The organism is Thermoactinomyces vulgaris, from assembly GCF_003688725.1.
GTDB lineage: Bacteria > Bacillota > Bacilli > Thermoactinomycetales > Thermoactinomycetaceae > Thermoactinomyces > Thermoactinomyces vulgaris.
Genome location: NZ_REFP01000012.1, coordinates 1 through 21,720 on the forward strand (window position 1 = coordinate 1; position 21,720 = coordinate 21,720).

Genomic DNA, 21,720 nt, shown 5'->3' on the forward strand with positions numbered 1-21,720 from the left:
GAGCCGTTACCTCACCAACCAGCTAATGCGCCGCGGGCCCATCCGCAAGTGACAGCCGAAGCCGCCTTTCCCCTTTTCCCCATGCGGGGAAAAGGACTATCCGGTATTAGCCCCGGTTTCCCGGAGTTATCCCGGTCTTGCGGGCAGGTTGCCCACGTGTTACTCACCCGTTCGCCGCTGGATCCTCATCCCGAAGGATGATTCTCCCGCTCGACTTGCATGTATTAGGCACGCCGCCAGCGTTCATCCTGAGCCAGGATCAAACTCTCCAAAAAAGTTTGATGTGAACTCTCAAGAATTAACGAGTCATGTCTTCACTCTTCAGTTTTCAAGGAACACTTCATTTCGCTTTATGTTTGCCGCTCTCTCGCGGCGACAAATACGATATTATCACCTTCACCGACATAAGTCAACACTTTTTTAAAAATAAAATCGAAAAAAATGGCGGGGACCTCAAAATCCCCGCGACCAAGCGGCCAACTCAATCTATTTCATATCTTTTCCCATTGATTTCAAAACTGGAAGAGATCCGGGCATTTAATGAATTGGAAACCGAGCAATACTTCTCAACGGAAAGCTGTACAGCCCGACGGACTTTTTCTTCGGGAAGATCCCCTTTTAACACATAATGCATGTGCACTTTGGTGAAGCGGCGGGGATGATCTTCTGCCCGTTCCCCTTCCACCTCCATTGCGAATCCTTCCACATTTAAACGCATCTTCCGCAGAATATCGACAATATCAATCGCGGAACAGGTTCCTACTGCCGACAAAACCATTTCTGTCGGTCGGGGGCCTTTGTTTTCCCCGCCGACTTCCGGTGCGGCATCCATTGTCACCGTATGTCCGGACGGCGTTTCCGTTTCAAACCGCATCTTTCCTTGCCATGTCACATTCACTTTCATTTCTATTCCTCCTAGGATATTCCATATATAATCAAGGCCGCCTCAACAACAGCCGCTAAAAACAGCAGTACCACAATGGCCGTAAGATTGGGCACCAGCCGGCTTCGAATCCTTTTCCATTCAGCAATGCTGGCCTGCATCCGTTCGCTTGAAAAGACCGATAAAACCCGCCTCAACACTGCCATTCCCAAATGAATCCCCAAACCGGCAGCCATAAACAATGCCGGCAATTCCATAATACCATGGGGCAAGATCGACTGGACAAAGATGGCCCAGGGATTTTGTCCCGAATCATGGGATGCGACGTAAAGGGTGGTTCCCAACAGCATTCCGTTCATCAGCATGGCCGAAAAGGGATAGATTCCGAAAAACAAAGCGCCCAATAAAATGATCATCATCGTGGCAAACAAGTTATTCAGAAAGATCGAGACAAATGCATTCAAAAACGTCGGCTGACTTTGGATGGATTGCACCACTTTTTCAATTTCCTCAAACACCCCGGCTTGTTTCAGAAAGGTTGTCAACGAATCCCCTTGGAAGTAACCGGTCACGGCACTGGTGACAAACACGACAGCCATCATCGTAAAATATCTTCTTTCTTCACGAATGGCGGACCACCACTTTTTCATATTTCCACTCCTTTTTATGGACAAACAATCATAACCCTCGTCCTCACGCATACATTTAGGATAGATGTTGATTCGGGGGAGGGACCGACACAATGAATTTTTTTCTTGTGCTTTCAGGCAAACGTCTGAAACGGAGTATTCTTATCCTTCTTGTTCTATTCTTTGCAGCCGGGATCTTTTATGCGGAAAACAAAAACATTCAGGTCTTTGTGCCGCTGGATCCGGGCCCGTCTGCGATTTACAGCGTTGACACAGATAAAAAACAAATCGCCTTAACCTTTGATATCAGCTGGGGGGAAGAACGCACCGGCCCCATTTTGGACGTTTTGGAACAAAAAGGGCTGAAAAAAGCGACGTTCTTCTTATCTTCTCCGTGGGCAGAAAGCCATCCCGACCTGGTCAAACGGATTGTGAACATGGGGTATGAAATCGGAAGCCACGGTCACCGGCATGATAACTACAGCCAATACAACGAAGAACAAATTCGCACTCAAATTTTAAAAGCAGACCAGATTTTGCAAAAAGCCACAGGCAAAAAACCGAATCTGATCCGTTTTCCGAACGGGGACTTTGACAAAAGGGTCCTCAAGATTGCCGACAGTCTCGGTTATAAAACCATCCAATGGGACACCGATTCCCGCGACTGGATGAATCCCGGGAAAGATGAAATTGTCAAACGTGTTTTAACCAAAGCCCATCCCGGAGACATCGTTTTGTTGCACGCCAGCGATTCTTGTCGCCAAACCCACGAAGCTTTGCCGGAAATCATTGACGGGTTGCGATCGAAAGGATATGAATTTGTCACGGTGTCTGAATTGATCTCCGGCTCCGAGGTGGATACCCAATCCGTTGAATAACGTTGCACCTACATAAGCATAGCATAAGATCAGCGTTTTCCCCATGAAAAAAGAGTCGATTCCGTTCGCTTGAACGGCAACCGACTCCTTTATTTTTTCTTTTTCTGTTTATGGGTGTTTTTTACACCGGCCTTCGTGCTCTTGGCAAACTTCCCCTTCTTCCCCCTTTCAGCGGGCGAAGGTTGCACCCACCGGTGCAGCTGCAAAATTTGCCATGCATTGCAAACCAAAAGAACCAACACCGTGTGCATTATGATCAGAAGCGGGACTTCCCCTTCCTTGGGATTGATGGAAGGAATCGCTTCAATCGTTGTTGCGGCGATGACAAAAAAAAGCGTGGGTATGTATGCGCTTTGATTCGTCCACTTTTGTTTCAGACCGGCAATCAGGATGGCCGACAAAACAATGACCGTGGGAACGAGCAAGTGGAGCCAGAATTCTTCTCCCTGATATTTCGCGAAATTCAAGTACAGCAAATTTCCGGTCAGAATCAGGATCAATAAAAGCATCACCGTGTCATAAACTGTCTTTTTTCTTAACAACCCCTTGGCCAACCAATTAAACACCAGATAGGCAAAGAAGCCGAGTTCCGCAACGGCAGCCAGGGTCAAGCCAAGCAAAAGCTGACTGGTCAAGGAACCGAACAACACTTCACCCGCCGCCTGTTCAAAAAGAAAACCCAAAATAATTGCCGTAACACATCCGAGGATCAGTGTCGAGAAAAACCAATAAATCAATTTCCTTAAAGTCATAACGGTCTCTCCTGTTTTGTTTTCTTAACCGATTGTACCAAAATTGATTCTGATTTGACAGTCAGGCATAAAGCCTCCGGCAAACTCGCATATTAAAAAAGAGTAAGCTCGCGAAACGGAGGAACAAAGAAGATGCAGAAGATAAAATGGATCGTAGCAATCATCCTTCCTGTGTTGACGGTCGTATCATGCAGTTCCAATCAGTCCCAGCCATCCGAGCCGGATTATCAAAAAATCAAGGAAATCACGCTGGACGTATTGCATACGGGAGAAGGAAAAAAAGTGCTGGAGGATCTGATGCAGGAGCCTGAATTCAAACAAAAAATCATGATGAAATCGCAAGAAATGGAAAAGGCTCTGGCCCAATCCCTTACCGATGCCAAAATGAAAAAAGAGTGGGAAACCATTTTGCAAAAGCCGGAAGTGGCCAACAATTTGTTTCAGGTCACGGAAGAACAAAACAAAAAGCTGATGAAAACCTTGTTGAAAGACCCGGAATATCAAAAAATGCTGATCGAGATCTTCAAAGATCCGCAAATGTCCAATCAAATCCTGAAAATCCTGAAAAGCCAGCAATACCGGGAAGAAACCAAAAAAATCATGGAAGAACTGATCCAAGTGCCGAGCATTCAGAAAAAGCTCGGTGAACAAGCCCAAAGCAAAAAACAAGACAGTCAAGAAGGCGGCGGTGAAGACGAAGGCGAACAAGGTGGCGGCGGCAATCAGGAAGGCGGACAGTCCCAACAATAATGAAGAGGCGGTGAAAACCGCCTCCCGTTATCCGGCAACCGGTGCCTTTTCCAACAATTTTTCAGCCAAATCCCCGTACCTTTTGCCATTGGGGTGATCGGCATCATAGATCGCCGGGGCAAAATCCGGATCATCCATGTCTTTATACTCCGGAGCCCCGAGCGGAATCTGGGCCAACAGATCCACTTTTAACTCTTCGGCCAACTTCTTGCCTCCGCCGTGGCCGAAGACGTATTCCCGCTCCCCGTATTTATTTTGGTACCAGGACATGTTCTCGACGACGCCGAGAAGCTCATGTTTGGTCGTATTCAGTGCCATGGCACCTGCCCGTGCAGCAACAAACGCCGCCGTTGCGTGGGGAGTCGTCACGAGGATTTCTTTGCTTTGCGGGATCATTTGGTGAATGTCCAGCGCCACGTCCCCCGTTCCCGGAGGCAAATCGATCAACAAATAATCAAGGTCTCCCCAGTAAACTTCACTGAAGAAGTTTCTCAGCATTTTCCCCAACATGGGTCCGCGCCAAACCACCGGCGAATTGTCTTGAACAAAAAATCCCATGGACATGACTTTCACGCCGAAACGTTCCACAGGCAAAATCATCTCACCAATCACCACGGGACGCGTTTCGATGCCCATCATGTCCGGAACGCTGAATCCGTATATATCGGCATCAATAATGCCCACTTTTTTCCCTTTCCGGGCCAATGCCACGGCCAGATTCACGGTCACGGTCGATTTTCCGACACCGCCTTTTCCGCTGGACACGGCGATAAACTGCGTGTTGGAGGAAGGATCCAACAACGGGGGAACCTGGCTCTGGCGGTCTTTCTGTCCTTCCTGGCGCAAACTTGCCGCCAGTTTTTGCCGTTCTTCATCCGTCATCGATCCGAAGCGCACATTCACCTTTTCGGCTCCCAGCTGATAAATGGCCTTCTCCACATCTTCCTGGATTTTAAATTTTAAAGGGCAACCCTGAATGGTCAAAATTACATCCAGCGAGACTTCTTTCCCTTTTATCCGGATATTTCGAATCATGTCCAATTCGACAAGACTTCGGTTAATTTCAGGATCTTTCACATTTTTTAATGCTTCTAATATTTTTTCCTGGGTTAGCATGGCTGACACCTCAATCGAAAGCGATTTCTTGTCTATTATAACACACTACTGATCAACGATTGGAGGTGGTTCTTTTCCTGTGTAATATTGGAGAATCCCCAGATAAATGGATGCCGCCACTTTTTTTTGGTACTCCGGCTGCGACAAAAGTTCGGCTTCCGCGGGGTTGGACAAAAACCCAACCTCCACCAAAGCCGTCGGAACCGGGGAATGATTCAAAATATACACATCCCCTTTTTGTTTCGCCAAACGCTTGGTGTTGCCCAGCTGTTTCACCAATTCAGACTGGATAAAAACCGCCAGCCTTTTGTTTTCTTCTTTCGCCGGATGATAGAACGTTTGGGCTCCTGACCATTTGGGCGAAGGAATGGCATTCAAATGGATGCTGATCAAAGCATCCGCTTTTTTCTCTTTGACCAAATGAATCCGGCGCATGAGATCCTCTGCTTTCCGGGAACGGAGCCTGCCTGTGTCCGGGGAAGCCAGATCCCGGTCACTCTCCCGGGTCAGATAAACCAAGGCCCCTGCTTCTTGCAAATAATCCCGCAAATAAAAAACCATTTGCAATGTGATGTCTTTTTCGATGAGCCCGGACTCGCTGACCGCTCCCCCGTCCGCTCCCCCGTGCCCGGCATCCAATACAATGACTTTTCCGTTTAATGGCATGGACCATGTGGATACAATAAGATTTTTCGACATGAAAAACAAAGCCGGCAACAGGAGCAAAAGCAAAACGATTCCCGCCCACACCCAATGTTCTTTCAACCATTTTTCCATCCATTTCGCCTCACTTGATTAAACCTGTCTATCTTCATGTATATGGGCGAAACGGACAGTTATGTACTAACCATCGCTCACTCACTCCAGCCTTGCTGGAACCAGATGCGGCTCAATTCTTCCAGCAAAATCATCACCGATTGCACATTCCATTCATCCAACCACCGGAAGATGGAAAATTCCTTCACCAGTTGATCCGTCAATTGGCGGCATATTTTTTCGCGGTTGGTGATAAAAACATCCACCGGGTCGTTTTGGGTGACGATCAGGCAAAGCGATTCGGACAGAGAAATCGTTTTCTGCTCCGGTTGGTTGTTTTGGGGAGTACGGGAAGCAGCATCAACCGGTTGGGAAAACGTCACTTTTCGCCTCCCCGCCTTTTTCCGCTCGATCATCCCGGCCGCATATGATTCAAAAACCATGCGGTACACCAATTCCAACAACATAATTTTGCGCAACTCGGGCCAATAATGGGTAAACGGGTCCACAAAATCTTCCTTGATTTTTTTCAATTGGGACCAGGGAAACTGATTCAATGCTTTTAACCGAATTTGTTCTTCTCTTTTAATCTGCCATTCATCCCAGTAAAAAATTTGTGCCACCGGTGGTTTGCTCCTTTGTCCAAACTCTCTTTTTCTTCATTCTTGACAAAGAAACGTAAGAAAAAACAAGAACCGGGAAAGAATAGCAGATTGCCTCCGGAAAGAAAAGCGGATCCAACCTCTGTGGATTCCGGGCAAATCATCCTGGCTCAGCCGAAAGTGACATCCAAAATCATCATCACAACAAATCCGGCCATCAAGCTCATGGAGGCCAGGTCTTTATTCCCTCTTTCCTGCGAGCTTGGAATCACTTCTTCCGCCACCACAAAGATCATCGCGCCCGCCGCAAAACCTAAGGCATAGGGCAACAGCGACCCGATGAACGTGACAAAAAATGCGCCGATGACGGCGGCAACGGGTTCAACCATTCCCGAGAACTGTCCGTAGAAAAAACTCTTTCTGCGGGACATTCCTTCTCCCCTGAGCGGCATGGAAACCGCAATTCCTTCGGGGAAATTTTGGATTCCAATCCCGACGGCAAGTGTCACGGCGGCTGCCAGAGAAGCTTCCGTTCCCCCGCCTGCGATGGAGCCGAAAGCAACCCCCACCGCCAGTCCCTCGGGAATGTTGTGCAACGTGATGGCAAGCACCAACAAGGTGCTTTTTTTCACTTCCTTTGAAAGATAACCTTCCGCTTGGCCGAGGGGCGCGTTTGGGTGGAGATGGGGCAATATTTTATCGATGGCCCCCAAAAAAAACCCGCCGGCCATAAAACCGGTTGCCGCCGGGAACCAATCGGCAATCGCATGGCCCCGGGACATTTCAATGGCCGGGGACAACAGCGACCAATAACTGGCGGCAATCATCACGCCTCCTGCAAACCCCAACATGCTGTCCATCAACTTTTCGTTGAACGTCTTGGTAAAAAAAACCAGAGAAGCTCCCAATGCGGTCATGAACCAGGTGAACAACGTGGCAATCAAAGCCTGCATCACCGGATGAAGATCATAAAACGCGTCAAACATGGCGAAAAGCAAACTCCTTTATGCGTTTTACTTAATAAATCCCCGAAAAATCATGAAGGTATTCCTGCTTTAACAAAGAACAAACACCGATGTTCCACACAGAAACCTTTTGTTTGAAGAAGAATTTAATGATAAAACCGTCTCTCAATTTTTTGTTTTATGCCGTGAGGAGGGAAATGCAATGTCGGGGATTCAAGCGGTGATTTTTGACTTGGATGGCACACTGATTGACAGCGAGCCCAATTATTTTGAAGCGGAGAAAAAGTTGTTGGCGGAATACGGAATCACCGGTTTTGACTTTGAGATGAAAAAGCCGTATGTGGGCATCAGCACAAAAGAAATGCTGGAAGATTTGAATAAAAAGTACCCTTTTTCAGATCCCGTCGATGTGTTGATCGAGAAAAAGAACAGGGTTTACACACGTTTTTCCTGTAATGAAAAAGTTTTTGCACATCCTTCAGGAAAACAAGGTTCCATTGGCCCTGGTTTCGGGGTCTTCACCGGACATCATTGAGGAGATCTTGTCGGTGACCCGGTTGTCCCCTTTCTTCGATGCGGTGGTTTCTTCGGAAAATGTCAAGAAAGGCAAGCCGGAACCGGATGTGTTTTTGGAAGCCGCCAGACAGCTCGCCATCCGCCCGGAACACTGTTTGGTGGTGGAGGATTCCCCATACGGGGTTGAGGCCGCCAAACGGGCCGGAATGTATTGTGTGGCGATTCCTTATCTGGCGGAAAAGCCTTTGCCTGACGGTTTCCAAAAAGCCGATTACCTTGTCAAAGAGGGAATGCGCTGTTTTTCGGCTGAAAAAACTTTTGCGTGGTTGAGACAAATCGCCATTCTTCATGAGAAATCAAAGGGAACTCCTTTGGAGCAAGGAAGTTCTTTTAATACGTTCCCCTGATTTCCATCTTTCCGAAGCCATCAGTAAGGATCCGCTTCATGGCTTTTCTGCACGGCTTCTTTGGTTGCCTGGTTGGCGGAAAGCGTCCCTTGGCCAAATTTGGTGCGTCCGGCTTCACGTCCCGGCAGCGTGATTTTTTCTCTTTCTTGCTTTGCCAACTCTTTCATTTTCTTTTCAATTCCTTTCTTCACACGACGCCCGTAATCTTCGTCCGCCTTTGTAAAGTGTTCAATCATTGCATCCTGAATCCGCTTGTCACAAACCGCAAGCGCATCCGACAAGTTTTTGATCAATTCGTCACGCTCCCAGTCTTCAAAACTCCGGTATGTCTGTCCCGCTTGTCCGTAATCGTTTGTACGCTCAATCGGTGCACTCATTGCGGCTGCATTGTACATCGGCTGATGCGGAACGCTTCCTTCTCTGGCGGCTTCTTCCAGCCCCCCCAGCAAAGAAGGTTCGTAATTGATATGCGGATTTCCACCGGATTCACGGGGGTCACGGCGATCCATTTGACCCCGGTGCTGATTGGTTCGGATCGGAACCCTCGGGGCATTCACCGGTAATTGTAAATAGTTGGCCCCGATGCGGTAACGCTGGGTGTCCGAATAAGAGAACGTGCGTCCTTGCAACATTTTATCGTCGGAAAAATCCATTCCGTCCACCAGCACTCCGGTTCCGAACGCCGCCTGTTCAATCTCTGCATGAAAGTCCACCGGGTTTCGGTTTAGCACAAGCCGGCCGACTGGCAGCCACGGGAACTGATCCTCCGGCCAAAGCTTTGTGACATCCAGTGGATCAAAATCAAGTTCGGGATGGTACCCGTCCTCCATGATTTGGACAAACAACTCCCATTCGGGATAATCTCCCCGCTCGATGGCTTCATACAGATCTTGTGTCGCATGTTCCACGTTTTTCGCCTGGATTTTTTCCGCCTCTTCCTGCGTCAGGTTTCGGATTCCTTGTTTTGGTTCCCAGTGATACTTCACCAGAACCGCTTTTCCTTTGTCATTGACCCATTTGTACGTATTTACCCCGGAACCTTGCATGTGCCGGTATGTTGCGGGAATCCCCCATGGGGAAAAGAGAAACGTAATCATGTGAATGGATTCCGGTGAACGGGCAACAAAATCAAACATCCGTTGAGGATTTGGCACATTGGAAACAGGATCCGGTTTAAAAGCGTGAATCATGTCCGGAAATTTCATGGGATCACGGATAAAGAAAATTTTAAGATTGTTCCCGACCAAGTCCCAGTTCCCATCCTCCGTATACATTTTCACTGCAAATCCGCGTGGGTCCCTGGCTGTTTCCGGTGATCCTTTTGCACCGGCCACGGTGGAAAAACGAACCAATACGGGGGTTCTTTTTCCCGCTCCGGAAAACACTTTGGCACGGGTATACTTTTCAACCGGTTCATCCCCTACTTTCCCGTAGGTTTCAAAATATCCAAATGCTCCGGTGCCACGTGCATGCACCACCCGTTCCGGAACTTCTTCCCGGTCAAAGTGAGAGATCTTTTCGATGAAATGATAATTTTCAAGGGTTGCCGGTCCCCGGTTTCCAATCGTTTTAATGTTTTGGTTGTCAAAAACCGGATGCCCTTGGCGGGTGGTCAGTATTCCGCGAACGATTTTATGATTCATATCATCTTTCCCAGACAAATCAAGCTCCTCCTTTGAAAATGGATTCACCCCTATTTTCAATCCAAACCGAATTTTTATTCGCTTTCATCCATGCTGCGGCCATTGTCGTAAAAACCGGAAAAGGAATGGAAAACACGGCGGCTGCCACCGCCTTGGCCATCGAGAAGTACCATCCTGTTGCCATCATCAACCAAGGAACCGATCCATTCACATGGAAACCGATGGACCAGATGGCCTCGGAAGGCAGTGCCGGAGAAGTCAAGAGCGCGGAAAAGATCCGTTATTATGAAGACGATCCGAAATTGCTGAAAGCGGCTCTGTCCGTCAAAGACAAATACAAAAACGGCAAAGTGGTGGAAGGCACCATCGGTTCGGCCGACCTTTGGAACAATGAGGTGAACCGGATCCAATAGTATCATGAAAAATACGGAACCTCCGTCGAGGAAATGGAAAGCGCCTCCGCCGCGCAAATTGCCGATGCCTATGGGGTTCCGTTCTTGGGTATGTCCAACAATAAGACAAACGCGGGAAAATACCACCTTGATACCGCTGAAACCTTGTGTATCATGTGGTAAACGAATATATTTCCACGCTGAAAAACAAATAATCCCGTTGTGAAAGAGGCGTATGGATGGTTATTTCACCCACAGGCCTCTTTCTCTTAAGTGTCCATCACCGACTTCCCTCCGTTTCCCCATATATCGCAAAAGGAGAATCAATGATGAACAAACCCCGGATTTACCAAATGAGTTTTTCAAAAATTGATCCCTGTATGTAAAAAAATAAAAAGCGGAGAAAAAAGGACAAACCAAAGAAGAAGTCGATGAAATCATCCGTTGGTTGACAGGATAACGCCAAGAAGAATTAGAGGCGCACTTAGAAAAACAAACTGACCTTGAGACCTTCTTTTTGGAAGCTCCTCAATTGAATCCTTTGCGGTTCTTGATCAAAGGGGTGATCTGCGGTGTCCGGGTGAAAGACATCGAAGAACCAACAATGCAGGAAATTCGCTACTTGGATAAACTGATCGATGAGTTGGCCCGTGGAAAATCAATGGAGACCATTTTGCGCACATGAAAAACGAAGAAGCACTGATTCCAAAAAGGAGCAGTGTTTCTTCGTTTTGGTTTGAATGTAAAAAACCCTTTCCCGGACAATTCGGGAAAGGGCCTTGTAAACGTTGAGATATAAAGCTTAACGTTTGGAGAATTGGGGTGCACGGCGAGCGCCTTTGAGACCGTATTTTTTACGCTCTTTCATCCGTGGGTCACGTGTCAGGAAACCGGCTTTTTTCAAAGCTGGACGAAGTTCCGGATCAACTTTCAACAAAGCCCGTGCAATTCCGTGACGAATGGCTCCGGCTTGTCCTGTGAAGCCGCCGCCATGAACATTGACCAGAACATCATAACGATCTTGTGTATCCGTCAGCACCAACGGTTGGCGAACAATGGCTTTCAAGGTTTCCAAACCAAAATAATCATCAATGCTGCGGCCGTTGATCACGATTCGTCCATCTCCGGCAACGAGGCGAACTCGAGCGACCGATTCCTTACGGCGACCGGTTCCGTAAAATTGAACTTGTGCCAAATCGGTTACCTCCTTTTATTATCCACGCAGTTCCCACTCAACCGGCTGTTGTGCCTGATGAGGATGCTCGGAACCTGCATATACTTTTAATTTTTTGAGTTGCTTGCGACCAAGGCTTCCTTTTGGAAGCATTCCTTTGACTGCCAATTCGATCATACGTTCCGGATGTTTGTCACGCATTTCGTGTGCCGGAGTCGCTTTCAATCCGCCCGGATAACGGGAATGGCGGTAATAGATCTTTTTGTTCCATTTTTTACCGGTCAATTCAATTTGACTTGCATTGATCACAATCACGAAATCCCCGGTATCGACATGCGGGGTAAACTCAGGCTTATGTTTTCCGCGAAGCAATGCCGCAACTTCCGATGCCAAACGACCCAAGGTTTTGCCTTTGGCATCAACCACATACCACTTCCGTTCCACTTCATTGGGTTTCGCCATATAGGTGGTACGCATCCGTATTCCCTCCTCTATCAACAAACGGTAAACCGTTAATCATTTTCAAGTTTTAGAAGCATTTATCAGTGACTGATTTTGCGCCGAACATAACTCCACCGGGGCATGGAGTGGAAAATACCAAGCGTTATAATATCGCAAATGAGGTGCGATGTCAAGAAGGAGACGCGGTGGGATCGGAATTTTTCCAAGGTGTATAGCCGACTTTGACCAGGACCAGTCCTTCCGGCGGAAACGTGGGTCCCGCTTTTTGCCGGTCTTTTGCCAGAATGATTCCGGGAACCGCCTCCGGCCGGATTCTCCCTTTCCCGACTTCCACCAGCGTCCCTGCGATAATCCGCACCATATTATAAAGAAAACCGTTGCCGGTCACTTCGATGGCCAATCCGCCCGGCTCCTTTTCCAAGCGGCATTGGTAAATCGTGCGGACCTTATCTTCGATCTCGGTTTTGGCGGAACAAAAAGAGGTGAAATCATGGGTGCCCACCAGATGATCCGCCGCATCCTGCATTTTCCCCATATCCAACGAAACCGGGACATGAGTGCGAAACCGGCGCTCAAACAAATCGGGGATCGGTCTCAAATCCAACCGGTAGCGGTATGTTTTCCACTTTGCGCTTTTTCGGGCATGAAAGTCCATGGGGACTTCTTCCGCCGAAAGGGCCAATACATCCCGCGGCAAGGTACGCCTTAAGATATAAGGATATTTTTCAACCGGGATCGGACTGGAAGTCATAAAATGACAAACTTGGTGAAGGGCGTGAACCCCCGCATCGGTCCTGCCGGAACCATGAACCGAAACCGCCTCACCGGTCATCTTCCGCAATGCTTCTTCCAGTGTCCCTTGAATCGTTCTTTGTCCAGGTTGGCTTTGAAAACCGGAAAAATCCGTTCCGTCGTAAGCGATGACCAGTTTAATCTTTTTCAATCCGGGCTTTGCACCTCCCTATTGGCGAAAAATCCACACAATGCCCCCCAACAGGATCAAGACGGCAACCAGCCACCCATCCCTCCAGGTGAGCTGAAGCCGGCGCCATTTCGTTCTCCCTTCCGCTCCCCGGTAACATCTGGCTTCCATGGCCAGTGCCAGATCTTCCGCTCTCCGAAAAGAAGACACAAATAACGGGATGAGGATCGGAAAATATTTTTTCAACCGTTTCAGCAGATTCCCCTCTCCAAAATCCACTCCGCGCGCCATTTGCGCCTTGCGGATTTTCTCCGTTTCCTCCCACAGCGTCGGGATGAACCGGAGTGCGATGGACATCATCAAAGCCAATTCATGTGCGGGAACCCCGACTTTTTTAAACGGAGACAAAATCTTTTCAATCCCGTCCGTCAAGTCCATCGGAGACGTCGTAAACGTGAGCAGCGAAGCAATGGAGACCAGCAAGGAAAGCCGGCTGGCAATGATCCCGGCTTGGCGGATGCCCTCTTCATAAACGGTGATGAAAGAAAAAGACAAGACCACATCCCCGCCTTTGTTCATCCATAAATGCAAAAAGGAAGACAACAGAATGATCCAAAGGACGGGTTTCAGTGCGCTGAAAAAAAGCTTGTATGGAATCCCGGCCGCACGGACGGCGGCAAGCGTGAACAAAAGGAACACTATGCTCGGCAAAACAGCTTCCAAAAAGAAAACATAAATCATAAAGACAAAAACAAATCCCAGTTTGGCCCGGGGATCCAGCCGGTGAACAAAAGAATCGCCGGGAAAATAGGACCCCACCACAAACCCTTTCATTTTGCATTCACCCCGGAAGCAAACCGTTTTTCCAAAGCTTTTTCAAGCGCATCCAAGGTAAAAATGGATAAAGGAAGCGGCGGATCCAGTTTCCGGTTCATTTTCAGGATCAACTGCGTGACATGCGGCAATGCCAAAGAAAGTTCCTGCCACTTTTGCTCCCGGCTGAACACTTCTTCCGGCGTTCCGGACAAGACCAGCTTTCCATCTGCCAGCACAAACACCCGGTCGGCACAGCGCACGACGTGATTCATGTCATGGGTCACCAGGACAATGGTTTTCCCCTGCTGATGCAGCTTTTTAAGCAAAGCAAACAGCTCTTCTTCCCCTTCCGGATCCAATCCGGCCGAGGGCTCGTCCAGAATCAGTATATCCGGTTCCAAGGCCAAGACCCCGGCAATCGCCACCCTCCTCATCTGTCCGCCGCTTAAGTGAAAAGGAGAACGATCGCATAATTCCGGCGCAAGCCCGACCAAGTCCATGGCCCATCGGACCCGGCGACTTCGTTCCGGTTCCTCCACCCCCCGGTTTTTCAAGCCGAAGGCAATATCAGCCGCTACGGTTTCCGCAAATAACTGGTGTTCCGGATATTGAAAAACCAACCCGACATGCCGTCTGAGGGCCGATCCCGATTGGCTCCGGGCGTCCCAAACCAGGTCCCCCACTTGGACGTGTCCCGCACTGGGGCGGATCAGCCCGGCGATACACTGGATCAATGTCGATTTTCCAGAGCCGGTTCCACCGACCACAGCAGCAAAACTCCCTTTCGGAATGCGAAGGCAAACCCGGGACAAAGCTTCTCTCTCAAAAGGAGTATTCGGCAAATATTTCACGCTCAGGTCTTGGATAACAATCTCCATATTTCACTCACCAGATCTTCTTTGCCGGTGATCTCTCCCAGCGGCCAGCCTTTTTTCTGGAGCCGGTGTTTCAACTCCACTTCGAGCGGAACCGCCAAACCCCATTGTTTCAAACAATGTGCCCGGGGATACAATTGCTTCACCGGTTGATCCAACTTGCATTCTCCCTGATGCATGACAATCACTCGATCCGCCTGAAAAGCTTCTTCCGCGGAGTGGGTGATGTGAATAATGGTGGTTCCCCGATCATTTAACGATTGCATCAAATGGAGCAACGTCCTCCGTCCAACCGGATCAAGCATGGACGTGGATTCATCAAAAATGATCACATCCGGTTCCAACACCAGCACTCCGGCAATGGCCAATCTTTGCTTCTGTCCGCCCGAAAGGTGATGGGGCTGTACGCGTTCCAACCCCTGAAGTCCGACCGCTTTCACCGCTTGATCGATTTTGTTTTTCATTTCCGGACGCGGAACACCGATATTTTCCAATCCGAAGGCAATATCGTCTTCCACGGATGTCGCAACGATTTGGTTATCCGGGTTTTGAAACACCATCCCGACTTTCCGGCGGATATTCCACAGATCTTCTTCCGACCGGGTATCCATGTCCGCCACCCGGACCCGGCCCTTTACCGGAAGCAACAATCCGTTTGCCAACCGGGCCAGTGTGGACTTGCCGGAACCGTTACTTCCGACAATGCTCACATATTCCCCGGAACCAATGGAAAGCGAGACATCTTTCAACACCCAAGGGGAATCTGATTCCTGTTCGTAACGAAACCATACTCGTTCATACTGAATGATCGGTTCCATTTTTTCTCCTTAAAAGAAAAAAGGGTAAACGTCAGGACCAAGTGCTGGATCCTGCCTCACCCTTTCCAACAAAAAAAGATTATTTTACCAATTCAAGGAAGACCATGGGTGCACCGTCTCCACGGCGAGGTCCTAATTTGAGAATGCGTGTGTAACCACCATTCCGGTCTTCATAACGGGGAGCAATCTCATCAAACAGCTTTTTCACTGCGTTCACTTTTTGATGTGTGACTTCTTCTCCCTCTTTCACCGTGTAAGAACGATCGGTACGCACATAGGCAGCGGCTTGACGACGTGCGTGCAAATCGCCGCGCTTTCCGAGCGTAATCATTTTTTCAACGATCGAGCGCACTTCTTTTGCTTTTGCTTCCGTGGTTTCGATGCGTTCATGAATGATCAGATCGGTAACCAAGTCACGAAGCATTGCTTTGCGTGCGCTGCTGTTTCTGCCAAGTTTTGCGTATGCCATGCTTTTCCCTCCCCCTTCAGAGATTAGTCTTCTTTACGCAAAGACAAACCAAGCTCAGCCAATTTGCTTTGTACTTCTTCCAAAGATTTGCGTCCAAGGTTACGCACTTTCATCATGTCTTCTTCCGTTTTTTGCGTCAGTTCCTGAACCGTATTAATGCCGGCCCGTTTCAGACAGTTATAAGAGCGAACCGAAAGGTCGAGCTCTTCGATTGTCATTTCCATGACTTTTTCTTTCTTGTCTTCCTCTTTTTCAACCATGATTTCCGCGTCTTTTGCTTCTTCGGTCAAGCCGACAAACAACATGAGATGTTCGTTCAGGATTTTCGCACCAAGGCTTACCGCCTCGTCCGGTTTCAAGCTTCCATCGGACCATACTTCCAATGTCAGCTTATCATAGTTGGTGACTTGTCCAACCCGTGTGTTCTCCACTTGGTAGTTAACCCGTTCAATCGGCGTGTAGATCGAATCGACCGGAATCACACCAATCGGTTGATCTTCACGTTTGTTTTTATCAGCAGATACATATCCGCGGCCACGATTCGCCGTCATCCGAATGCGCAAATGAGCATCATCACTCAATGTGGCAATGTGCAAATCCGGGTTTAAAATTTCCACATCGCTGTCCGCGCGAATGTCGCCTGCGGTTACATCTCCAGGGCCTTCCACATCGATCTCCAAGATTTTTTCTTCATCCGAATGAATCTTCAGAGCCAACTGCTTCAAGTTTAAAATAATTTCCGTCGTATCTTCCACAACTCCGGGAATTGTGGAAAACTCATGCAATACCCCATCTATCTGGATGGAATTAACGGCCGCTCCTGGCAATGAAGAGAGCAGGACACGGCGCAGAGAGTTGCCCAGGGTAGTGCCGTATCCGCGTTCAAGAGGTTCCACCACAAATTTTCCATATCGATGATCTTCACTGATCTCCACAGCTTCGATCTTCGGCTTTTCAATTTCAATCATACGGCTCACAAACCCTCCTTCAGAACGTCGCGTTCCGGGCGAAATCCAACCTCATGATTGCACGGATTTGGTATAACAGGATAAAAGAATTAGTCTTATCCAGTATACACCATCTCATGCAAAAATAAACAATGGAACAGATTGGAAGCAAAAATTAAACACGGCGACGTTTCGGCGGACGACATCCATTGTGAGGGATTGGTGTTACGTCTTTGATCAGACTTACTTCCAAACCTGCCGCTTGCAAAGAACGAATCGCTGCTTCACGACCTGCTCCCGGCCCTTTCACCAGAACATCCACAGATTTCATTCCGTTTTCCATCGCTACTTTCGCAGCTTGTTCCGCAGCCATTTGAGCTGCAAAAGGCGTGCTTTTACGGGAACCTTTGAATCCCATCGTACCGGAGCTTGCCCATGCAACGGTGTTTCCGCGCGGATCGGTAATTGTTACGATGGTGTTGTTAAAAGTGGAACGAATGTGAGCCGTACCGGCTTCAATGTTTTTTCTTGCACGGCGTTTGACACGTTGAGTTGTCGTTTTACGTTTAGCCACAATTTTCCCTCCTTGCTATTCTTATTTTTTCTTGTTCGCTACAGTGCGGCGAGGACCTTTGCGTGTGCGTGCATTCGTTTTGGAGCTTTGACCGCGAACAGGCAGCCCGCGACGATGACGAATTCCGCGATAACATCCGATTTCGATCAACCGTTTGATGTTTAATGCCACTTCACGACGAAGATCCCCTTCGATGACCAGGTTTTTGTCAATGAAGCTGCGCAATTTTGCTACTTCATCTTCCGTCAGGTCACGAACCCGGGTATCCGGATTAACACCCGTCTCTTTCAAAATTCTTTTCGATTGGGAACGACCGATTCCGTAGATATAAGTGAGGGCAATTTCTACGCGTTTTTCACGTGGTAAATCGATTCCGGCAATACGCGCCATACTTTACACCTCCCGTCATTAACCTTGTTTTTGCTTATGCTTCGGATTTTCACAAATTACCATGACTGCCCCTTTGCGACGAATCACTTTGCATTTTTCGCAAATGGGCTTCACTGAAGGTCTCACTTTCATTTCAGCACCCTCCTGTCTTAAGCGTCTTTCAGCAACTGCTCACAGGTCTTTACTTGTAACGATAAGTGATCCGTCCACGGGATAGATCATAAGGAGAAAGTTGAACAGTTACTTTGTCTCCCGGCAAAATACGAATAAAGTGCATGCGAATCTTTCCGGAGACATGAGCCAGAACTTCATGACCATTTTCCAACTCTACACGAAACATCGCATTCGGTAAAGGTTCTTTTACAATCCCTTCTACCTCGATCACATCTTCTTTGGCCATCGATTCACACTCCTTTATGCTCTTTCTTGAGCAAATATTGGTTCAGGGCGTATCGTAACTTCGCATTATCCACTCGACGATACTTTTTTAAATCAGCTGCGATCTCCTGATTAATCGTATTCGTCACTTGAATGTGCTTGACATTCTTCTTTTTCGGGCATTCCATCTTTCGCCGGTCCCCGTCCGCCAGAAGAACGAAATACGGTTCTTGACAGCCGACCACGATTGCGAAGTTCCCTGCATCACGTCCGCGCAAAATGCGTACAATCTGTCCGGGACTCGGGAGACAATCCACATCTGTCACGTCCATCACCCTTCACCTGGATTACGCTTTGGTCAGAATCTCATAGCCGTCATCTGTGATCGCGATGGTATGCTCAAAGTGCGCGCAGAGAGAACCATCCACCGTTACGACCGTCCAATTGTCAGAAAGTGTTTTGACAAACCGTTTCCCATAGTTGACCATCGGCTCGACCGCAATGGTCATTCCGGATTTCAAACGGGGGCCTTTTCCGGAAATCCCGTAATTCGGGATGCTCGGACCTTCATGTAAGTTCCGGCCCACACCATGCCCGACATACTCCCGTACGATGGAAAAACCGGCTTCTTCAGCAACGGTCTGGATGGCATGCGAAATATCACCCACTCTGGCCCCGGCTTTGGCCTGCTCCAGTCCTTTATATAAAGATTCTTCCGTAACCTTCAGCAATCTTTCCGCTTCCGGACTGATCTTTCCAACCGGATAAGTCCAAGCCGAATCTCCGTGATATCCTTCATAACATGCACCGATATCCAGAGAGATAATATCTCCTTCTTTTAATTCGCGGTTTCCAGGAATCCCGTGTACCAACTCATCGTTGACGGATGTGCAGATACTGCCTGGAAAGCCATTATACCCCTTAAAGGAAGGCGTCGCACCATATCCGCTAATCACTTTTTCCGCCAGCCGGTCAAGCTCTTTGGTGGTAATCCCGGGCTGAATGGCCTTTTTTAACTCCTGATGAGTCAAATATACGATCTTTCCGGCTTCTCTCATGCGTTCGAGTTCATTGGCCGATTTGATGATAATCATGACTTCGCCCCTCGAATCACGGACATAATCTCTTTGGTTACATCTTCGATCGGCTGCTTCCCATCGACACGATGAAGTTTGCCAGTTGATTCATAATAACGCAGTAACTTTTGGATCTGCTCCATGTTGATTTTGAGACGTTCTTTCACTGTCTCAATTTTGTCATCATCCCGCTGGTAAAGTTCTCCGTTGCAGCGGTCACAAACTCCATCCACTTTTGGCGGAGCAAAAACGACATGATAAGTCGCGCCACACTCGCGGCAAATGCGTCGACCCGTCAGACGTTTCAGGAGTTCCTCCTCATCAACATCAATATAAATCACATAATCGATGGGACGATTCAACTCTTTCGTCAATTCATCCAGTGCTTCAGCTTGCGGAACCGTTCTGGGAAAGCCATCCAACATAAATCCGTTTGCACAATCATCTTTGCCCAAACGTTCACGCACAATACCGATCGTCACCTCATCAGGGACCAATTTTCCCTGATCCAGGTAAGTTTTTGCCTCCAGGCCAAGCGGCGTTTCCTCTTTCACTGCCTGGCGGAACATATCTCCGGTCGAAATATGCGGGATCTTCAACTCATCAATAATGTGCGCTGCTTGCGTCCCTTTCCCGGCCCCGGGTAAGCCCATGAGTACAATATTCATCAATATCCCTCCCGGTTCAACTGTCTACGGGTTTGGTCCGCACTTACAGAGAAAAATGGATTTGCATGCCCATATCATAGCCCCGGAAATCAATCCGGGGGATGGACAATGCTCATTTATGCATAAACCCTTTATAATGGCGTCTGATCAACTGACTTTCGATCGTTTTCATCGTTTCAAGTGCCACACCGACCACGATGAGAAGCGAGGTTCCACCAATCTGAACGGTACTGGGCAGACCCGAAAAGTTGATGAAAAAGATCGGCAAAATGGATACGGCTGCCAAAAACACAGAACCTGTCAAGGTTAAGCGATTCATCACCTTGGTCAGGTAGGTCGAAGTGTTTTTTCCAGGCCGGATCCCCGGAATAAAGCCGCCATTTTTCTTCATCTGATCAGCCAATTGAATCGGATTGATTTGCACGAAAGTGTAAAAATAAGAGAATCCGATGATCAGGATGACGTACAGAACCATCCCCAAACCAAATTGGGTGTAGGTGAAATTGGCCTGAATCCAATCAGCAACCGGATGTCCTTGCCAGAAGCTGGCGATCGTCACCGGGAACATGAGCAAAGCCAGTGCAAAGATCACCGGAATCACGCCGGCTGCATTGATTTTCATCGGAATGTGCGTCGACTGACCGCCGTACATTTTACGGCCAACCACCCGTTTGGTGTACTGTACCGGAATTCTGCGGACACCTTGTTGAATGTAAATGACCCCGATCACAACCAGGATCACGACCAGCAAAATTCCAACGGCTTTCAAAATTCCAAGGAACAGTTGGTCTTCCTGAACAAACAATGTGTTGTAAATCGCACCCACATGAGACGGGATGGCAGCCACAATTCCGGCAAAAATCAAAATGGAAATTCCATTTCCGATTCCTTTTTCCGTGATTTGTTCGCCCATCCACATCAAAAATGCGGTACCCGCTGTCAGTGTGAGAGAAATCAAAGCATAGGACCAAACGCTTTGGTCTTCAATAAAGCCGGTAATATAACGGTTGAAACCAATGGACAATCCGATGGATTGAATCAATCCCAACACAATCGTAAAGTAGCGGGTAAACTGTGCCAATTTACGGCGACCCACTTCACCTTCCTTCGCCCATCGTGCAAAGGCCGGAATGACATCCATCGTCAAAAGTTGCACAATGATCGAAGCAGTGATGTAGGGCATAATCCCCATCGCAAAAATGGAGAAGTTCGTGAAAGCTCCCCCGGAAAACGCATTGATGAGACCAAAAACACCTTGTGCTTGATCCATCAACATTTGGAGAGCCTCGGCGTTAGTGTTCGGAACCGGAATAAAACTTCCGATCCGAAATATCACTAACATCATCAAAGTATATAAAATACGCCGACGAAGATCTTCCACCTTAAAGATATTGCCCAGGTTCCGAATCATTAGATTACCTCCGTCGCTCCACCAGCGGCGTTAATTTTCTCCTGCGCTGAAGCAGAGAATTTGTGAGCTTTTACAGTCAGCTTTTTCTCCAGTTCGCCATTGCCAAGAACTTTCAATCCGCTTTTCAGGTTTTTAACAACGCCTTCTTTAACCAAGAGTTCCGGTGTCACAACGGTTCCTTCTTCAAAACGGTTCAACGTGTCCAAGTTGACGATCGCGTATTCCACACGATTCGGGTTTGTAAAACCGCGTTTCGGCAAGCGGCGGTAAATCGGCATTTGACCCCCTTCAAAACCAGGGCGTACACCGCCACCAGAACGTGCATTTTGTCCTTTTTGACCACGTCCCGAAGTTTTTCCCTGACCCGCTGCAATACCACGTCCAAGGCGTTTTTTCGCTTTACGAGCGCCGGTAGCTGGCTTTAATTCATGCAATTTCATCCCTCGCACCT

At 48.2% G+C, this 21,720-nt stretch carries 29 protein-coding genes, 1 rRNA gene and 2 pseudogenes; 6 read left to right on the forward strand and 26 right to left on the reverse strand.

Annotation, left to right across the window (positions count from 1 at the left end; all coding sequences use genetic code 11):
• The 3 genes from ATH33_RS11340 to ATH33_RS11350 all read right to left on the reverse strand — a co-directional run.
• Positions 1–275, reverse strand: a 16S ribosomal RNA gene (locus ATH33_RS11340); the annotation flags it as partial.
• Between the two features lie 206 nt (positions 276–481).
• Positions 482–904: an OsmC family protein gene (locus tag ATH33_RS11345; RefSeq protein ID WP_121874438.1), complete on the reverse strand. Its 423-nt coding sequence runs from the start codon at positions 902–904 to the stop codon at positions 482–484.
• A gap of 11 nt (positions 905–915) precedes the next feature.
• Positions 916–1,533: a stage II sporulation protein M gene (locus tag ATH33_RS11350; protein ID WP_037997894.1), complete on the reverse strand. Its 618-nt coding sequence runs from the start codon at positions 1,531–1,533 to the stop codon at positions 916–918.
• Between the two features lie 92 nt (positions 1,534–1,625).
• Between ATH33_RS11350 and pdaB the strand changes: the two genes are divergently transcribed.
• A complete protein-coding gene (pdaB, locus tag ATH33_RS11355) occupies positions 1,626–2,390 on the forward strand; it encodes a polysaccharide deacetylase family sporulation protein PdaB (RefSeq protein WP_037997897.1) in 765 nt (254 codons plus the stop codon).
• Positions 2,391–2,479: 89 nt separating this feature from the next.
• Here the strand turns inward: pdaB and ATH33_RS11360 are convergent, their stop codons facing one another.
• On the reverse strand, positions 2,480–3,142 hold the full coding sequence (locus ATH33_RS11360; RefSeq protein ID WP_121874439.1) for a KinB-signaling pathway activation protein: 663 nt from the start codon (positions 3,140–3,142) through the stop codon (positions 2,480–2,482).
• Positions 3,143–3,274: 132 nt separating this feature from the next.
• On the opposite strand from ATH33_RS11360, the gene gerD reads away from it, so the two are divergent.
• Positions 3,275–3,892 (forward strand): spore germination lipoprotein GerD, encoded by a 618-nt coding sequence (gene gerD / locus ATH33_RS11365; RefSeq protein WP_121874440.1) that lies wholly within the window; start codon positions 3,275–3,277, stop codon positions 3,890–3,892.
• A 27-nt stretch (positions 3,893–3,919) separates the two neighbouring features.
• On the opposite strand, the gene ATH33_RS11370 is transcribed toward gerD, so the two are convergent.
• The 4 genes from ATH33_RS11370 to ATH33_RS11385 form a co-directional block, all read right to left on the reverse strand.
• On the reverse strand, positions 3,920–5,008 hold the full coding sequence (locus ATH33_RS11370; protein ID WP_037997906.1) for an Mrp/NBP35 family ATP-binding protein: 1,089 nt from the start codon (positions 5,006–5,008) through the stop codon (positions 3,920–3,922).
• Positions 5,009–5,053: 45 nt separating this feature from the next.
• On the reverse strand, positions 5,054–5,785 hold the full coding sequence (gene cwlD, locus ATH33_RS11375; protein WP_121874441.1) for an N-acetylmuramoyl-L-alanine amidase CwlD: 732 nt from the start codon (positions 5,783–5,785) through the stop codon (positions 5,054–5,056).
• A gap of 77 nt (positions 5,786–5,862) precedes the next feature.
• The gene (locus ATH33_RS11380; protein WP_037997911.1) at positions 5,863–6,387 is read right to left on the reverse strand and encodes a hypothetical protein; all 525 of its coding nucleotides are present in this window, start codon (positions 6,385–6,387) and stop codon (positions 5,863–5,865) included.
• Between the two features lie 149 nt (positions 6,388–6,536).
• The gene (locus ATH33_RS11385) at positions 6,537–7,352 is read right to left on the reverse strand and encodes a ZIP family metal transporter (protein WP_121874442.1); all 816 of its coding nucleotides are present in this window, start codon (positions 7,350–7,352) and stop codon (positions 6,537–6,539) included.
• 181 nt (positions 7,353–7,533) lie between these two features.
• Between ATH33_RS11385 and ATH33_RS13870 the strand changes: the two genes are divergently transcribed.
• Together ATH33_RS13870 and ATH33_RS13875 are read left to right on the forward strand one after the other, a co-directional pair.
• Positions 7,534–7,866: an HAD family hydrolase gene (locus ATH33_RS13870; RefSeq protein ID WP_069201566.1), complete on the forward strand. Its 333-nt coding sequence runs from the start codon at positions 7,534–7,536 to the stop codon at positions 7,864–7,866.
• Complete coding sequence (locus ATH33_RS13875; RefSeq protein ID WP_197052020.1) at positions 7,787–8,254, forward strand: HAD family hydrolase; 468 nt, start codon at positions 7,787–7,789, stop codon at positions 8,252–8,254. Before ATH33_RS13870 ends, ATH33_RS13875 begins: the two co-directional genes overlap by 80 nt.
• A 20-nt stretch (positions 8,255–8,274) precedes the next feature.
• Here the strand turns inward: ATH33_RS13875 and ATH33_RS11395 are convergent, their stop codons facing one another.
• Positions 8,275–9,897, reverse strand: a complete 1,623-nt coding sequence (locus ATH33_RS11395) for a catalase (RefSeq protein WP_062843357.1) — start codon at positions 9,895–9,897, stop codon at positions 8,275–8,277.
• Positions 9,898–9,998: 101 nt separating this feature from the next.
• Here ATH33_RS11395 and ATH33_RS11400 point away from each other — a divergent pair.
• Both ATH33_RS11400 and ATH33_RS11405 read left to right on the forward strand, forming a co-directional pair.
• Positions 9,999–10,504: pseudogene (locus tag ATH33_RS11400) on the forward strand (5'-methylthioadenosine/S-adenosylhomocysteine nucleosidase); the annotation flags it as partial.
• Between the two features lie 138 nt (positions 10,505–10,642).
• Positions 10,643–10,974: pseudogene (locus ATH33_RS11405) on the forward strand (DUF2200 domain-containing protein).
• Between the two features lie 117 nt (positions 10,975–11,091).
• Here ATH33_RS11405 and rpsI read toward each other — a convergent pair.
• The 17 genes from rpsI to rplO form a co-directional block, all read right to left on the reverse strand.
• Positions 11,092–11,484: a 30S ribosomal protein S9 gene (rpsI, locus tag ATH33_RS11410; RefSeq protein ID WP_037998380.1), complete on the reverse strand. Its 393-nt coding sequence runs from the start codon at positions 11,482–11,484 to the stop codon at positions 11,092–11,094.
• An 18-nt stretch (positions 11,485–11,502) separates the two neighbouring features.
• Positions 11,503–11,940: a 50S ribosomal protein L13 gene (gene rplM / locus ATH33_RS11415; protein ID WP_037998383.1), complete on the reverse strand. Its 438-nt coding sequence runs from the start codon at positions 11,938–11,940 to the stop codon at positions 11,503–11,505.
• Positions 11,941–12,094: 154 nt separating this feature from the next.
• Positions 12,095–12,868 carry a tRNA pseudouridine(38-40) synthase TruA gene (truA, locus tag ATH33_RS11420; RefSeq protein WP_121874443.1) on the reverse strand — a complete coding sequence of 258 codons (774 nt, stop codon included), beginning with the start codon at positions 12,866–12,868 and terminating at the stop codon, positions 12,095–12,097.
• An 18-nt stretch (positions 12,869–12,886) separates the two neighbouring features.
• A complete protein-coding gene (locus tag ATH33_RS11425) occupies positions 12,887–13,681 on the reverse strand; it encodes an energy-coupling factor transporter transmembrane component T family protein (RefSeq protein ID WP_121874444.1) in 795 nt (264 codons plus the stop codon).
• Positions 13,678–14,541: an energy-coupling factor transporter ATPase gene (locus tag ATH33_RS11430; protein ID WP_037998348.1), complete on the reverse strand. Its 864-nt coding sequence runs from the start codon at positions 14,539–14,541 to the stop codon at positions 13,678–13,680. The genes ATH33_RS11425 and ATH33_RS11430 overlap by 4 nt, the downstream gene beginning before the upstream one ends.
• Positions 14,517–15,356: an energy-coupling factor transporter ATPase gene (locus ATH33_RS11435; RefSeq protein ID WP_121874445.1), complete on the reverse strand. Its 840-nt coding sequence runs from the start codon at positions 15,354–15,356 to the stop codon at positions 14,517–14,519. Before ATH33_RS11435 ends, ATH33_RS11430 begins: the two co-directional genes overlap by 25 nt.
• Positions 15,357–15,435: 79 nt before the next feature.
• Positions 15,436–15,825, reverse strand: coding sequence for a 50S ribosomal protein L17 (gene rplQ, locus ATH33_RS11440; protein WP_037998354.1), 390 nt, complete (start codon positions 15,823–15,825; stop codon positions 15,436–15,438).
• A gap of 23 nt (positions 15,826–15,848) precedes the next feature.
• Positions 15,849–16,793, reverse strand: coding sequence for a DNA-directed RNA polymerase subunit alpha (locus ATH33_RS11445; protein ID WP_049720822.1), 945 nt, complete (start codon positions 16,791–16,793; stop codon positions 15,849–15,851).
• Positions 16,794–16,947: 154 nt separating this feature from the next.
• Positions 16,948–17,346: a 30S ribosomal protein S11 gene (gene rpsK, locus ATH33_RS11450; protein WP_037997801.1), complete on the reverse strand. Its 399-nt coding sequence runs from the start codon at positions 17,344–17,346 to the stop codon at positions 16,948–16,950.
• A 21-nt stretch (positions 17,347–17,367) separates the two neighbouring features.
• Positions 17,368–17,736, reverse strand: coding sequence for a 30S ribosomal protein S13 (gene rpsM, locus ATH33_RS11455; protein WP_037997804.1), 369 nt, complete (start codon positions 17,734–17,736; stop codon positions 17,368–17,370).
• 18 nt (positions 17,737–17,754) lie between these two features.
• Complete coding sequence (gene rpmJ, locus ATH33_RS11460) at positions 17,755–17,868, reverse strand: 50S ribosomal protein L36 (protein ID WP_022738894.1); 114 nt, start codon at positions 17,866–17,868, stop codon at positions 17,755–17,757.
• A gap of 49 nt (positions 17,869–17,917) precedes the next feature.
• A complete protein-coding gene (gene infA, locus ATH33_RS11465) occupies positions 17,918–18,136 on the reverse strand; it encodes a translation initiation factor IF-1 (RefSeq protein ID WP_037997807.1) in 219 nt (72 codons plus the stop codon).
• Positions 18,137–18,140: 4 nt separating this feature from the next.
• Positions 18,141–18,446, reverse strand: coding sequence for a KOW domain-containing RNA-binding protein (locus ATH33_RS11470; protein ID WP_037997809.1), 306 nt, complete (start codon positions 18,444–18,446; stop codon positions 18,141–18,143).
• 15 nt (positions 18,447–18,461) lie between these two features.
• Positions 18,462–19,208 (reverse strand): type I methionyl aminopeptidase, encoded by a 747-nt coding sequence (gene map, locus ATH33_RS11475; RefSeq protein WP_037997812.1) that lies wholly within the window; start codon positions 19,206–19,208, stop codon positions 18,462–18,464.
• Complete coding sequence (locus ATH33_RS11480) at positions 19,205–19,858, reverse strand: adenylate kinase (RefSeq protein ID WP_037997815.1); 654 nt, start codon at positions 19,856–19,858, stop codon at positions 19,205–19,207. The genes map and ATH33_RS11480 overlap by 4 nt, the downstream gene beginning before the upstream one ends.
• A gap of 112 nt (positions 19,859–19,970) precedes the next feature.
• Entirely contained in the window at positions 19,971–21,269 is a 1,299-nt protein-coding gene (gene secY / locus ATH33_RS11485) for a preprotein translocase subunit SecY (protein WP_037997819.1), read from the reverse strand.
• Positions 21,269–21,709, reverse strand: a complete 441-nt coding sequence (gene rplO, locus ATH33_RS11490) for a 50S ribosomal protein L15 (RefSeq protein ID WP_037997821.1) — start codon at positions 21,707–21,709, stop codon at positions 21,269–21,271. The genes secY and rplO overlap by 1 nt, the downstream gene beginning before the upstream one ends.
• Positions 21,710–21,720: the final 11 nt, after the last annotated feature.